The following is a 14,195-nucleotide window of genomic DNA, read 5'->3' as shown; positions in this document are numbered from 1 at the left end:
CACATGTGCGGAGTTGTAGGGATTTACTCTAAAGACAAAGACATATCAAAGCAGTTATATTATTCATTATATTCTATACAACATAGAGGACAAGAAAGTTGTGGAATGGCAGTATCTAATGGAGACGAAATAAGCTATTACAAGGATATGGGGCTTGTAGGTGATGTATTTACACCTAAAAAGTTAGAGCAATTACAAGGTAATATGGGTATAGCTCATGTTAGATACTCCACAGCAGGTGGGAGCGCTTTTGCTAACTGTCAACCATTAGTAGGAAGTGTAAGAAAAAGAAGCCTTGCATTAGCTCATAATGGAAACTTAGTAAATGCTCAAACATTAAAAGATATGCTTGAAGAAGATGGATATATGTTCACAAGCAACACTGATACAGAAGTAATCCTTTATATCCTTGCTAGGTACTATAAGGGTAATATAGTAGAAAGTTTGAAACTTACAATGGACTATATAAAAGGTGCATATTCGCTTGTAATTATGAGTGATGATGAATTAATAGGAGTTAGAGATCCCTTTGGATTCAGGCCTTTAATTTTAGGTAAAAAAGATGACCAATATATTCTTGCATCAGAAAACTGTGCCATAGATATATTAGGTGGGGAAGTAATCAGAGATGTGGAACCAGGTGAAATAGTAGTAATAAAGGACGGAGAATTAAAATCATATAATTTCAGTGAAAATTATAAATCAATGAAAAAAAGTTGCATATTTGAACATATTTACTTTGCTAGAAATGATGCAACTATAGACGATGTAAATGCTTATGAATTTAGAGTTAAGTCAGGAGGAATACTAGCACAAGATGATGCTATAAATGCAGACATGGTAGTTCCAGTACCAGACTCAGGATGGCCAGGTGCAATAGGATATGCAAATGCTAGTAAAATTCCAGTGGCTGAAGCTTTAGTAAAAAATAGATATGTTGGAAGAACATTTATAAAACCTACTCAAGAAGAAAGAGAATTAGGTGTTAAGATAAAACTTAACCCTTTATCAAGAGTTATAAAAGGAAAATCAATAGTTCTAGTAGATGATTCAATAGTTAGAGGTACAACATCTAGACTATTAGTGAAATCACTTAGAGAAGCTGGAGCGAAAGAAATACACTTAAGAATAACATCACCCCCAGTTAAATATTCTTGCTATTACGGAATAGATACACCAAACAGATCTAAACTGATAGCATCAAATAAAACTGTGGAAGAAATGATAGAGTATATAGGATGCGACTCTTTAAGATTCTTAGATATAGAAGGAATGCTAGACGCAGTTGATGAACCATTTAACTTCTGCAAAGCTTGTTTTGATGGAGATTATCCAGTTAAGAAAATAGACAAGGGGGAAGCAATATCATGCTAACTTATGAACAATCAGGTGTAAATATAGATGAAGGAAATAGAGCTGTAAGCTTAATAAAAAATAAAATTAAAGGAACTTATGATAAAAATGTAATAGGTGATCTTGGGAATTTCAGTGGATTATATAGCTTAAAAGACTTTTTAACTATGAAAGAACCAGTTTTACTTGCTGCGACAGACGGTGTTGGGACAAAACTTAAATTAGCTCAAATGATGGATAAGCATAACACAGTAGGTATAGATTTAGTTGCTATGAGTGTAAACGATTTAATTTGCCAAGGTGCTAAGCCATTGTTATTCTTAGATTATATAGCAATAGGAAAGTTAGTTCCTGAACATATAGATAAAATAGTTGAAGGTGTTGCCAACGGATGTAAAATGTCAGGATGTGCATTAATAGGTGGAGAAACTGCCGAAATGCCAGGAATGTACACTGAAGATGAATATGATTTAGCAGGATTTGCTGTTGGTATAGCAGACAAAGAAAAAATAGTATGTGGAAAAGATGTTAAAAAAGGTGATGTATTAATAGGAATATCATCAAGTGGGGTACATAGTAATGGATTCTCATTTGTAAGAAAAATATTCTTAGATACTTTAAAATGGGACTTGAATGACTATAAAGAAGAGTTAGGAATGACTTTAGGTGAAGCACTTTTAACTCCAACAAAAATATATGTTAAATTAGTTTTAGATTTACTTGAAAAACAAAATATAAAAGCTATATCTCACATAACTGGTGGGGGAGTAATAGAAAATATAACTAGAGTTATACCAGAAGGATTAGGATTAAATATAAAAACTGATTCTTGGGAAAAGCCACCTATATTTGAAATGATAGAAAAACTTGATATGGTTGATAAAAGAGAACTTCATAAATCTTTCAACATGGGTGTAGGGTTAGTCTTAGTAGTTGATAAAGACGAAGCACAAGATGTTGTTAACTACATCAATAATAACAATTTACAAAATGAAGTTGAAATAGAGGAAAAATACACTGAATTAATGAAAGACAAAGCTTATATAATAGGTGAAGTTGTAGATAATCATGAAGGTGTTGAACTATGGTAAAGATAGGTGTTTTAATTTCAGGTGGAGGAACTAATTTACAAGCTGTTATAGATAACTGTGAAAATAAAACTATAAATGGTGAAGTAAAAGTAGTAATATCCAACAAATTAGAAGCTTTCGGACTTCAAAGAGCTAAAAATCATAATATAAAAGCTGTTTTTGAAAATGAAGAAGATAAAATAATTGAAATATTAAAAGAAAATAAAGTAGATTTAGTAGTTTTGGCTGGTTATTTAAAAATAATCAGTCCAAAACTGGTAAATGAGTATAAAAATAGAATAATAAATATTCATCCGTCATTAATCCCAGCTTTTTGTGGTAAGGGATATTATGGAGAAAAAGTACACCAAGGTGTAATTGATTATGGAGCAAAAGTCACTGGAGCAACAGTTCACTTTGTTGATGAAGGAGCAGACACAGGTCCAATAATCATGCAAAAAATAGTAGAAGTTAAACAAGATGATGATGCAAAAAAATTAGCAGCAAGGGTACTAGACGTAGAACATGAAATACTTACGAAAAGTATAGCAATGTTCTGTGAAAATAAGCTAACTGTTCAAGGTAGGAGGGTTTATATAAATGATTAAAAGAGCATTAGTAAGCGTAACTGATAAAACTGGAGTAGTAGAGTTTTGTACAGAATTAAACAAATTAGGATATGAAGTAATATCTACAGGAAATACTTTTAAAATGTTAAAAGAACAAGATGTAAAAGCTATACAAATAGATGAAGTAACTAAATTCCCCGAAATATTAGATGGAAGAGTAAAAACTTTAAATCCATATATACATGGTGGAATTTTATATAAAAGAGATAATGAAAATCATGTGGCAACTGTAAATGAACACAACATAAACCCAATAGATTTAGTAGTTGTAAATCTATATGATTTTGAAGGAACTTTAAAAGCAGGAAAATCTCATGAAGAAATGATAGAAAATATAGATATAGGTGGACCATCTATGATACGTTCTGCTGCTAAAAATTATAAAGACGTGGCAGTAATAGTAGATGTAAATGACTACCCTATGATAATAGAAAAATTAAAAAATGATTCTTTAACTTTAGAAGATAGAAAAAAATTAGCCTACAAAGCATTCTCTACAACAGGTAGATATGATGCTCTTATATCAAGTTACTTTGCAGGAGAAGTTAAAGATGAATATCCAGAAATATTAAATTTAGCTTTCCAAAAAGAACAAACATTAAGATATGGGGAAAATCCACATCAAAATGGTGTTTTATATAGCCAACCTAACGCTAAAAACCCAATATTAAAATTTGAACAATTAAACGGAAAAGAATTATCTTTCAATAATATAAATGATTTACATGGTTGTTTAGAATTAATGAGAGAATTTAAAGATAGCGAAGAAGTAGTTTCAGTAGCAATTAAACACACTAATCCATGTGGTGTTGGTCTTGGAAAAGATGCTTACGAAGCTTACACAAAATGCTACGAAGCAGATAAAGTTTCTATATTTGGAGGAATCCTAGGAATAACATCAACTATAGATGCTGAAACTGCTAAGAAACTAAATGAAATATTCTTAGAAATAGTTGTAGCCTATGATTTTACAGAAGAAGCTTTAGAAATCTTAAGAGGAAAGAAAAACTTAAGAGTTTTAAAATTAGCTAAATTAGAAGATAGCTTACAACCTCATGATATGAAATACTTAGATGGAAAATTATTAATTCAAGATAAAAATACTACTTTAGCATCAAAGTATGAAACAGTAACAACTGTTGAACCAACTAAAGAGCAATTAGCTGATATGGAATTTGGAATGAAAGTAGTTAAAAATATGAAATCAAATGCTATAGCTATAGTAAAAGATGGAGAAACTTTAGCTTTAGGATGTGGTCAAACGTCAAGAATATGGGCATTAAAAAATGCAATAGAGAACAACCAAGATAAAAACTTTGAAGGTGCAGTACTTGCTTCAGATGCATTCTTCCCATTTGATGACTGTGTAACTCTTGCAAATGAAGTAGGAATAAAAGCAATAGTTCAACCAGGAGGATCAATGAAAGATCAAGATTCTATAGATGCTTGTAATAAATTTGAGATGACAATGGTGTTTACAGGAATAAGACACTTCAAACACTAGGAGGTATGAATAATGAAAATTTTAGTTGTTGGTGGTGGCGGAAGAGAACACGCTATTTGCTGGAAGTTAAGTAATGAATCTAATGTAGAAAAAATATACTGTGCACCAGGTAATGCGGGAATATCTAATGTAGCTCAGTGTGTAAACATTGGGGATAGTGATATAGAAGCTTTACTACAATTTGCTAAAGAAAATGAAATAGACTTAACTATAGTAGGACCAGAAGTACCTCTTGTTGCAGGTATTGTAGATGAGTTTGAAAAAGAAAATTTAAAAGTATTTGGGCCAAATAAGAAATGTGCTCAGTTAGAGGGAAGTAAAGCTTTCTCTAAAGACTTTATGATAAGACACAATCTTCCTACTGCAAAATACAAAGAATATACAGACTTAGATAAAGCTATAGATGAAATAGATGAGTTTGGATATCCAGTAGTTATAAAAGCAGATGGTTTAGCAGCTGGTAAAGGTGTTGTTATTCCAGAAAACAGAGAAGATGCAATAGAAACTTTAAAAGAAATGATGGCTGATCATAAATTTGGTCACGCAGGAGACAAAATAGTAATAGAGGAGTTTTTAACTGGTATAGAAACTTCAATTCTTGCTTTTGTAGACAACGACACTATAGTTCCTATGGTAAGTGCAAAAGATCACAAGAAAGTTTTTGAAAATGAAACTGGATTAAATACAGGTGGAATGGGAACATTCTCACCAAGTGAAATATATACAGATGAATTAGCTAAAGAAATACAAGAAAAAATCTTAGATAAAACTTTAGACGGATTTAAAAAAGATAATTTAGAATACAAGGGAATTCTATTTGTTGGTCTTATGATAACTGAAAAAGGACCTAAAGTTCTAGAATACAATGTAAGATTTGGGGACCCAGAAACTCAGTCAGTATTATTTAGACTAAATACTGATTTAAATAAAATAATGACAGCAATCATAGATAACAATCTTAAAAATATAGAAATAAATTACTCGAAAGAAGAAGCAATATGTGTAATGCTTACTTCAGGAGGATATCCTGAAGCCTATGAAAAAGGGAAAGTAATAACAGGGCTTGAAAATTTAGATTCAGATATAGTTGTATTCCACAGTGGAACTAAGTTTGATAAAGAAAATATAGTAACAAACGGTGGAAGAGTAATAGGAATAACTGCAAAGGGAAGTTCCGTTAAAGAAGCGTCTGATAAAGTTTATGAAAATATTAAAAAAATAAACTTTGAAGGAATGCATTATAGAAAAGATATATGGAAATAAATTTTCAAATTTGGAGGAATGTTAATGAACACTATGGATTTACAAAGAACTGTAAGAAGAGTTTTAGTTGAGAAAAGAGCAGGATTTGACTTAGAAGCTCAAAGTTTAAAAAAGGATTTAATAGAAAGTTTACACATAGATACAATAGAAAACATAAGAGTTTTAAATAGATATGACGTAGAAGATCTAAATGAAGAAGTTTTTGAAAATGCAGCTAAAACTATATTCTCAGAAACTAACTTAGACATAGTTTCTTATGATGAAGTACAAGAGATAAATGAAAATGATAGAATATTTGCCATAGAATACTTGCCAGGTCAATACGACCAAAGGGGAGATTGGGCAGCTCAATGTATACAAATAGTTAACGATGGTAAAAGACCTAACATAAGTACAGCTATAGTATATATATTAAGTGGAGATATAAGTGATGAAGATTTCGCAAGAATAAAATCATACTGCATAAATCCAGTAGACAGTAGAGAAGCTGATTTATCAATACCAAACACTTTAGAAATGGAAGTTGAAGTACCAACAGCTGTGGAGATCTTAGATGGTTTTGTGGATTATTCAAGTGAAGAATTAGAAAACTTCTTAAATAATCAAGGGTTAGCTATGACTTTAGCTGACTTACAACACGTTCAAAACTATTTCAAAAATGAAGAAAGAAGAAACCCTACTATAACAGAAATAAAAGTTCTTGATACTTATTGGTCAGATCACTGTAGACACACTACATTTATGACTAAAATAGAAGACGTTAAAATAGAAGAGGGTAAATACAATGACATAATAAAAGAAGCTTATGATATGTATTTACAATCAAGAAGCAAGGTCTATGTTGATAGAGACAAAGATGTTTGCTTAATGGATATAGCAACTATAGCTATGAAACAACTAAGAAAAGAAGGAAAGCTAGAAGATTTAGATGAAAGTGAAGAAATAAATGCTTGTTCTATAAATGTTGATGTTAATGTTGATGGAAAGATTGAAAAATACTTAGTAATGTTCAAAAATGAAACTCATAACCATCCAACTGAAATAGAACCATTTGGTGGAGCTGCTACTTGTTTAGGGGGAGCTATAAGAGATCCACTTTCAGGAAGAAGCTACGTATATCAAGCAATGCGTGTTACAGGTAGTGCAGACCCTAGATCATCTTTAGAAGATACATTACCAGGTAAGTTAATGCAAAAGAAAATAACTACAGAAGCAGCTAATGGATATTGCTCTTATGGTAACCAAATAGGTTTAACTACTGGTCAAGTTGCAGAAGTGTATGATGAAGATTTCGTAGCTAAAAGAATGGAAGTTGGAGCAGTAATAGCTGCAGCACCGAAAGAAAACGTAGTAAGAGTTAGACCAGAAGCTGGAGATATAATTGTTCTTCTTGGAGGAAAAACAGGAAGAGATGGTTGTGGAGGAGCTACTGGTTCATCAAAAGAACACAGTGAAGAATCAATAAAAACTTGTTCAGCAGAAGTACAAAAAGGTGATGCTCCTAACGAAAGAAAAATTCAAAGATTCTTTAGAAATAAAGAAGTTGCTAGGATGATAAAAAGATGTAATGACTTTGGTGCAGGTGGAGTAAGTGTTGCTATAGGAGAAATAGCTGAAAGTTTAGATATAAACTTAGATTTAGTTCCTAAAAAATACGATGGATTAGATGGAACAGAACTTGCCATATCTGAGTCACAAGAAAGAATGGCAGTTGCTATAGATCCAGCAAACAAAGAAAAGTTCATAGCACTAGCTGGAGAAGAAAACTTAGAAGCAACTCATGTTGCGACAGTAACTGACACTGGATATTTAAGATTAACTTGGAAAGACCAAACAATAGTTAATTTAAAAAGAGAGTTCTTAGATACAAACGGAATAAAACAAACAACGGATATTCATGTTAACAAAGTAAATGAAGAAGAAACATTCTTTACAAAAGGTAATGTTTCATGTGAATCAAACTCTATGAAACAAAAATTTGAAAAAGCTTTAGCTGATTTAAATATATGTTCACACAAAGGTTTAGTTGAAAAATTTGACAATACAATAGGTGGAAATACAGTATTAATGCCTTTTGGTGGAAAACATCAAGCAACTCCATCACAAGGTATGGTTGCAAAAATACCAGTACTAGGTGGAGAAACAACTACTTCAACTATAATGACATTTGGATATAATCCTAAAATAGGAAAATGGAGTCCATTCCACGGAGCTTTATATGCAGTAGTAGAATCTATTTGTAAATTAGTTGCAATAGGTGGTAACTACAAAACAACTAGACTTACTTTACAAGAGTACTTCGAAAAACTAGGAGAAGATGCTACTAGATGGGGTAAACCATTTGCTGCTTTACTTGGAGCATATTATGTTCAAAATAAATTAGAAATACCTGCAATAGGTGGAAAAGACAGTATGTCTGGTACTTTCAAAGATATAGACGTACCTCCAACATTAGTTTCATTTGCAGTTGATACAGTAGATGCTGATTATGTAGTATCTCCTGAATTTAAAAAAGCTAATTCAACAGTAGTTGAGTTAATAACTAATAAATTAGAAAATGATGTACTAGACTTTGATGAGTTAAAAAGAAACTTAGACAAAGTGAGAACTTTAATTCAAGATAAAAAAGTTTTAGCATCTTATGCTTTAGGTTATGGTGGATTAGGTGAAGCTATAGCTAAAATGGCATTTGGTAATAAAATAGGATTTAAAGTTAATGAAGGTATATGTCCTAGTAATATATTCAACGCTGCTTATGGAAATATGTTACTAGAAATAAATGAAGAAGATTTAGCTTTATTAGATGGATATAACTATAAAGTAGTAGGAAAAACTTTAGAAGGGCCAAGTATATTAGTTAAAGATGAAAGAATATCTTTAAATGAATTATACAAAGCTTTCGAAAGTACTTTAGAGCCAATATTCCCAACAAAAGCTAAAGAAATTAAAGACAAAATAGAAACTATAAGCTTTGTAACAACTAATGAAAGATCAAAACCTGCTTCTTCAATAGCTACTCCAAAAGTATTTATACCAGCATTCCCTGGTACAAACTGTGAGTACGATTCAGCAAGAGCTTTCGAAAGAGCAGGAGCTAAAAGTAGTATAAAAGTGTTCAAAAACTTAACTTACAAAGATATAGAGCAGTCTATAGAAACTATAGTAAATGAAATAAAAACTTCTCAAATAATAATGTTACCAGGAGGATTCAGTGCTGGTGATGAGCCAGATGGATCAGGTAAATTTATAGCAACTGTATTTAGAAACCCTAAAATAGCAGAGGCTTTAAATGAATTCTTAACTAAGCAAGATGGTTTAATGTTAGGTGTATGTAATGGATTCCAAGCATTAATAAAGTTAGGACTTGTACCTTATGGAGAAATAAGAGAAACTGTTGTAGATGCTCCTACATTAACTTATAACAATATAGGAAGACATCAAGCTAAAATTATAAGAACAAGAATATCTTCTAATAAATCTCCTTGGCTAGCAGGGACAGAAGTTGGAGATATACACAACGTAGCAGTATCTCACGGAGAAGGTAAATTCGTTGCTAATGAAGAAGTATTCAAGCAACTACTTGAAAACGGTCAAATAGCAGCTCAATATGTTGACTTAAATGGTGAGGCAACTTATGATATAGAATACAATCCAAATGGTTCATACTTTGCAGTAGAAGGTATAACTAGTGTTGATGGTAGAATATTTGGTAAGATGGGTCATTCTGAAAGAATTGGTAAACATGTAATGAAAAACATAATAGGCGAAAAGGATCAAAAGATATTTGAGTCTGGAGTAAATTATTTTAAATAGGATGTAATTAATGCACATAGGAGAATGCCTTCTATGTGCATTTTATGTTGAGTATGGAAACTATATTTTAATGTTTATTATAATATGCTAATATATTCATAAAACTATTTGAGGGGAATAACAATATTTCAGAATGTGGGGAGAGGTTAATTTATGCATAAAAAAAGTATGTATGAAATATTTTGTAACGATATAACAGAAAATATAGATTGGAATTACTCAGAAAAAAATGTGAGTTTTATGAGCGATGTAAAGTATAAGTATATATTTGAAAATAATTTGTTAAATGGCGCAATAGTTAAATATGAACAATATGATTTTCAAAATAATCACATAGTGGAGTTAGATTGTAGAAACACAAAATTAGAATTTAATTATTTAAGATTAACATTTAAAGGTTTATATTATGATCTATACAGATTAATAGATCAAAAAATTGATAAAACTGTATTGTACAAAACGCAAGGTGGGTTCAAAGCTGCAATTTTAATATATATTGAAGATTTACATGAAATAGAGGAAGAAGAAACATTTATACCACAAATTGAAGCTAAAGAGTTAGTAATTGAGGAAATAGAAAATATATCTGATAAAAATTATGTAAATGAATATTATAAGCATTTAAGTGAACAAAAAGGTGAAGAATTCAAATTAAAAATTTTACAGCAGTGGCAAAATAATGATGATATAGGTTATTATTATAGGTTTAATGAATTAATATCAATGAGCAAAGTAATAACAGATCAATATGATAGATTAAAGAGAACTAAAAACTTAAAAGTATCGAAGGATATTCAATATTTTGTTGAAAATTTTGATTTTAGAGAATGTACAGTAAATGATTTTGGAAAGACATATAGAGGTGATTTTTATATTAGGATAGAAAGCGGTCCTAGTTATTTTGAATTTAATGAGGATGATCCAGAAGTTGAATTACTACAAATTAGATTTATAGGAGTAAGAGAATTGGAAGCTAATTATACGGGTTCTATTCATTCTTGTTGTATAAAAATAGATTTTGATAATTCCATAGAGTTTCAATTATTAGTAGGAGTAGAGGAATATACTGTGATAAAGGTGCACGCAGAAGATTTAATCATAGATTTTATGAAGTAATAAATAATTTCTAGTGTAATTATATAATACTAGAATATGTAATTATAAGATATAACATAAAGTGATTAGGTAAATAAGGAGCAATTATGGATAAAATTTACTTATATGAAAAGCTGATAAATAAGAATGATTACAATTATAAAATATATTTAGATAAAAAAGAAGATATACCAGCTAAAAAAGAGGATGTTTTAAAGTATTTTAAGGAGAGGTTTAAGGCTAGAGAAGTCTGTAAAGTTAATCAAGTAGAAGATGATAATATATTTGATTTAGGATTTAAATATACAAAAGAAGAAAATACTTATAAAAATCTTGTAGTAGATGATGTAGATATTTTAGATGAGCTATTAACATGTAAAGAAAAAGAACAATTTTTAAAAGTTGAATATAAAGAGTATAAATATCAAAAGTTAAAAGAAGCTTGTTATTATGATGAAGATGAAGAGATTGATTGGGACTATGAAGACGATGAAGATAGTGAAGAAATATATCAATCATGGTACTATGGCGGTCAATATTGGGATGACTGGAGAGAAAAAGAAGATGAACTAAATGAGATAGATATATATAATGAAACAGAGTATAAATATGGTCAGTACACTCATAATGGTAAACCTGGTGTGAAAATGAGTGATTTTGAAAAGGTTCAAAATGAAAGATTTTTAAGGAATGGAATTTGGGTAGAGTCTAGAGACATTCCTTATAATTATGTAGAAAATTATAGAATCTATATTATCTTAGAATCATTGGACAATGAGTATATAACAAATATAAACTATATTTCAAGAAAATGTTATAAAATAGAAAATCATTTAAAAGCAATAAGAAATTATAGTCGAATATTTAGTGAGAATGTGAAAATAGAAAATATTGATGGAAAAAATAGACTAGTATTTCAATGCAATGATTCAAATCAGGAAGACATAACCAAAGAAGTTAAAAATGATTTATATATTTTTGCTAAAAGTGGATTGCTAGGAAAGGAATTAGAAAATAACTGTAAGAAATCAAGGGTTATAAAAACTGTACAAAACATAGATTTTGAGCTATATGAAGATAAAAGTATTAATTTAACAGCTAAGAGACTTATAGATATGTATGAAAAAGATCAAAAAAACTCTGATAGAAATTTATTATATCCCTTGGATGATTATATTATAGAAGATGAAAGTATGAATCATGATAATTTAACGAATTAAGGTATCAACCTTACTGGTTATATTGAAGAAGTTATGAAACTAAAAGATATGTATGCTTCGGTTAAATTTTATTCTTACAATAGTAAATACTCAATTTATTGTCATTTTGAACAAGATAATTATTACTACTTATCAAATCTACATCAAGGTGGTTTAATAGTAGCTAAGGATGGGCAACTGGAGAGGATCGGAAATGAATTAACTCTATATAGATGTGAATTACCACGTATAGAAGTAACAGTAGAGGAGTTAATTAATGCTTATGAGGAAGATTTTTTATTTGCAGATAAATTATATAGACGCAAGCCAATATTGATAAATGGAGAAGTAGATAGTATTAATATAGTACATAAAAGTAAAGTATTAGTTTATTTAAAAACGAATAGCAGAAATTATATCATTGAATGTTATTTTGCATTTGAAGAAGATTTTGATTATTTATTTAACTTAAAAAAAGGTGATAAATTAAAAATGAGTACGGGTAGGTTGTTTAGAAGAAAAAATGTATTAAGAGTAAGCGACTGTACCGTGTTTAAATGTTAATATTAAAATATACAAGGGGGGCACAAAATTGTTACTACCTAAAAATATACAGGAATAATTAAAAATTATACATAATACAGTTGTATTATAATCAACATTTTATTAAAAAGAAGTTAACTATTATAGAATAAGTACAAATAGTATTTAGCCTATAATGGTTAACTCCTATTTTGTTTTATACAAGTTTAATATTACATTTTTCTAATATTGTTATAGTAAAATAATAAATAGAAATTTAAATATATTTTAGAAAAAATAAAACTTTTTATAAATACAACTCGTTATATAAGTGAAAGGAGGATGATGATTTGGCTCAGACAGATGAAAAATTAATAAAAGAGATATTAAAAGGCAATGAAAGTGCTATGGAAATACTAGTTAAGAGAAATTATGACCTTGTACATAGCTATATATACAGGACCACAAATGATTACAATACATCCTATGATATAACTCAAGAAGTATTTATAAAAATGATGAAAAACATAGATAAATATAATTTAGATAGTGGTAAATTTAAAAACTGGTTATTAAAAATAGCAGTAAACACGACAAAAGATTATTTTAAAAGTAAAACATATATACAAAGAAGTGAAATTTGTGATATAGAAAATCATCAAATAGAAGATAAATCCAATGTAATCGATATAATTTATAAAAGAGAAGAAGCAATAAAAATAAAGGAAGCTGTTGAAAATTTACCAAAACTTCAGAGAGAAGCTATTTTATTAAAGTACTATAATGATTTAAAAATAAAAGAGATAAGCACTATAACTGGAGACAATGAAAACACAATAAAATCAAGGCTTTACAATGGAATCAAAAACCTTAAAAAATTACTTGGAGGTGATATATGTGAAGAAAAATCTAAATATTCACAGCCTAAGATGTGAAAATATAGAAGATGAACAATTTGAAGAATTATTGGAAGCAGATTTAATAGATATAGAAGATTTTCTGGATAGTTATGTAGTAAGTAAGGTTGATGAAGAAAAAATAGATTCAACAATTGATATATTAAAATCATATATGCCAAAAGAAGAATTGCAACATGTTAAAGTACAGGATCACCTTGTAGATAGAATAAAAGAAAATATAAGCTTATTAAAATTTCAGTTTAGCTTAATCAGTAAAGTATATTTTATAGCATCCTTATTACTAATTCTTGTAGGAACTATAACTACGATAAAATTAAATTTAAGTATATATTTAAGTGCAACTATAATTGCACCTATACCAATCTTGATTGGTATATTTGAAATAATAAAAGGAAGAGAAGAAAATGTTTGGGAGTTGGAGCTTAGCTATAAATATTCTTTAAGAGAAATTGTCTTCTCAAGGTTAGTAATTATAAATGTAGTTTCAGTATTAATAAGCATCATGATGAGTCTTATTTTAAATAATGCTTACTCGCAAATAAATTTACTAAAAATGATTAGTATATGGCTAATTCCTATATTCTTAGTAGGATCATTATCTTTGATTATCACTTCTTTCTACAGAGGTATAAATAGCATTGCCTTATGTATATCAATATGGATTTTAGGTGCAATGAGCATTAGCGTGTATGAAACAATAGCTGATATAACTCATATTAATACATTTATGACTTTGGGTATATCAGTAATATTTACATTAGTATCAATGAAATTATTTTATAAGAAAAGTATTAATAGTATAGATACTAGAACATTTGATTTTTAGG

The 14,195-nt window shown here is 29.3% G+C and carries 11 protein-coding genes; all 11 read left to right on the top strand.

The window, feature by feature from the left end; genetic code table 11:
* Window positions 1-3 precede the first annotated feature (3 nt).
* The gene (gene purF, locus K0039_RS18185) at window positions 4-1,374 is read left to right on the top strand and encodes an amidophosphoribosyltransferase (protein ID WP_228106491.1); all 1,371 of its coding nucleotides are present in this window, start codon (window positions 4-6) and stop codon (window positions 1,372-1,374) included.
* On the top strand, window positions 1,368-2,444 hold the full coding sequence (gene purM, locus K0039_RS18180; protein WP_228106490.1) for a phosphoribosylformylglycinamidine cyclo-ligase: 1,077 nt from the start codon (window positions 1,368-1,370) through the stop codon (window positions 2,442-2,444). The genes purF and purM overlap by 7 nt, the downstream gene beginning before the upstream one ends.
* Window positions 2,438-3,031 (top strand): phosphoribosylglycinamide formyltransferase, encoded by a 594-nt coding sequence (gene purN, locus K0039_RS18175; RefSeq protein WP_228106489.1) that lies wholly within the window; start codon window positions 2,438-2,440, stop codon window positions 3,029-3,031. Before purM ends, purN begins: the two co-directional genes overlap by 7 nt.
* A complete protein-coding gene (gene purH / locus K0039_RS18170) occupies window positions 3,024-4,556 on the top strand; it encodes a bifunctional phosphoribosylaminoimidazolecarboxamide formyltransferase/IMP cyclohydrolase (protein WP_228106488.1) in 1,533 nt (510 codons plus the stop codon). Before purN ends, purH begins: the two co-directional genes overlap by 8 nt.
* Before the next feature lie 12 nt (window positions 4,557-4,568).
* Complete coding sequence (gene purD / locus K0039_RS18165; protein ID WP_228106487.1) at window positions 4,569-5,819, top strand: phosphoribosylamine--glycine ligase; 1,251 nt, start codon at window positions 4,569-4,571, stop codon at window positions 5,817-5,819.
* A gap of 24 nt (window positions 5,820-5,843) precedes the next feature.
* Window positions 5,844-9,632 carry a phosphoribosylformylglycinamidine synthase gene (locus tag K0039_RS18160; protein WP_228106486.1) on the top strand — a complete coding sequence of 1,263 codons (3,789 nt, stop codon included), beginning with the start codon at window positions 5,844-5,846 and terminating at the stop codon, window positions 9,630-9,632.
* A gap of 153 nt (window positions 9,633-9,785) precedes the next feature.
* Window positions 9,786-10,748: a hypothetical protein gene (locus K0039_RS18155; RefSeq protein WP_228106485.1), complete on the top strand. Its 963-nt coding sequence runs from the start codon at window positions 9,786-9,788 to the stop codon at window positions 10,746-10,748.
* Window positions 10,749-10,834: 86 nt separating this feature from the next.
* A complete protein-coding gene (locus K0039_RS18150) occupies window positions 10,835-11,947 on the top strand; it encodes a hypothetical protein (RefSeq protein ID WP_228106484.1) in 1,113 nt (370 codons plus the stop codon).
* Window positions 11,948-11,980: 33 nt separating this feature from the next.
* Window positions 11,981-12,490 (top strand): OB-fold protein, encoded by a 510-nt coding sequence (locus tag K0039_RS18145; RefSeq protein ID WP_228106483.1) that lies wholly within the window; start codon window positions 11,981-11,983, stop codon window positions 12,488-12,490.
* Window positions 12,491-12,798: 308 nt separating this feature from the next.
* The gene (locus K0039_RS18140) at window positions 12,799-13,383 is read left to right on the top strand and encodes an RNA polymerase sigma factor (RefSeq protein WP_228106482.1); all 585 of its coding nucleotides are present in this window, start codon (window positions 12,799-12,801) and stop codon (window positions 13,381-13,383) included.
* Window positions 13,346-14,194: a hypothetical protein gene (locus tag K0039_RS18135; protein ID WP_228106481.1), complete on the top strand. Its 849-nt coding sequence runs from the start codon at window positions 13,346-13,348 to the stop codon at window positions 14,192-14,194. Before K0039_RS18140 ends, K0039_RS18135 begins: the two co-directional genes overlap by 38 nt.
* Window position 14,195 lies beyond the last annotated feature (1 nt).

This window comes from Terrisporobacter mayombei (assembly GCF_020748465.1).
Lineage (GTDB): Bacteria > Bacillota > Clostridia > Peptostreptococcales > Peptostreptococcaceae > Terrisporobacter > Terrisporobacter mayombei.
The sequence above is the reverse complement of the archived record's forward strand: the minus strand, read 5'-3'. Positions and strand labels throughout refer to the sequence as shown.

Excerpts from the sequence above, each read along its gene's own strand:
- purF (WP_228106491.1), top strand. The coding sequence starts at position 4 with ATGTGCGGAGTTGTAGGGATTTACTCTAAAGACAAAGACATATCAAAG.
- purD (WP_228106487.1), top strand. The coding sequence starts at position 4,569 with ATGAAAATTTTAGTTGTTGGTGGTGGCGGAAGAGAACACGCTATTTGC.
- K0039_RS18145 (WP_228106483.1), top strand. The coding sequence starts at position 11,981 with ATGAAACTAAAAGATATGTATGCTTCGGTTAAATTTTATTCTTACAAT.
- K0039_RS18160 (WP_228106486.1), top strand. The coding sequence starts at position 5,844 with ATGAACACTATGGATTTACAAAGAACTGTAAGAAGAGTTTTAGTTGAG.
- K0039_RS18155 (WP_228106485.1), top strand. The coding sequence starts at position 9,786 with ATGCATAAAAAAAGTATGTATGAAATATTTTGTAACGATATAACAGAA.
- K0039_RS18150 (WP_228106484.1), top strand. The coding sequence starts at position 10,835 with ATGGATAAAATTTACTTATATGAAAAGCTGATAAATAAGAATGATTAC.
- purN (WP_228106489.1), top strand. The coding sequence starts at position 2,438 with ATGGTAAAGATAGGTGTTTTAATTTCAGGTGGAGGAACTAATTTACAA.
- purM (WP_228106490.1), top strand. The coding sequence starts at position 1,368 with ATGCTAACTTATGAACAATCAGGTGTAAATATAGATGAAGGAAATAGA.
- purH (WP_228106488.1), top strand. The coding sequence starts at position 3,024 with ATGATTAAAAGAGCATTAGTAAGCGTAACTGATAAAACTGGAGTAGTA.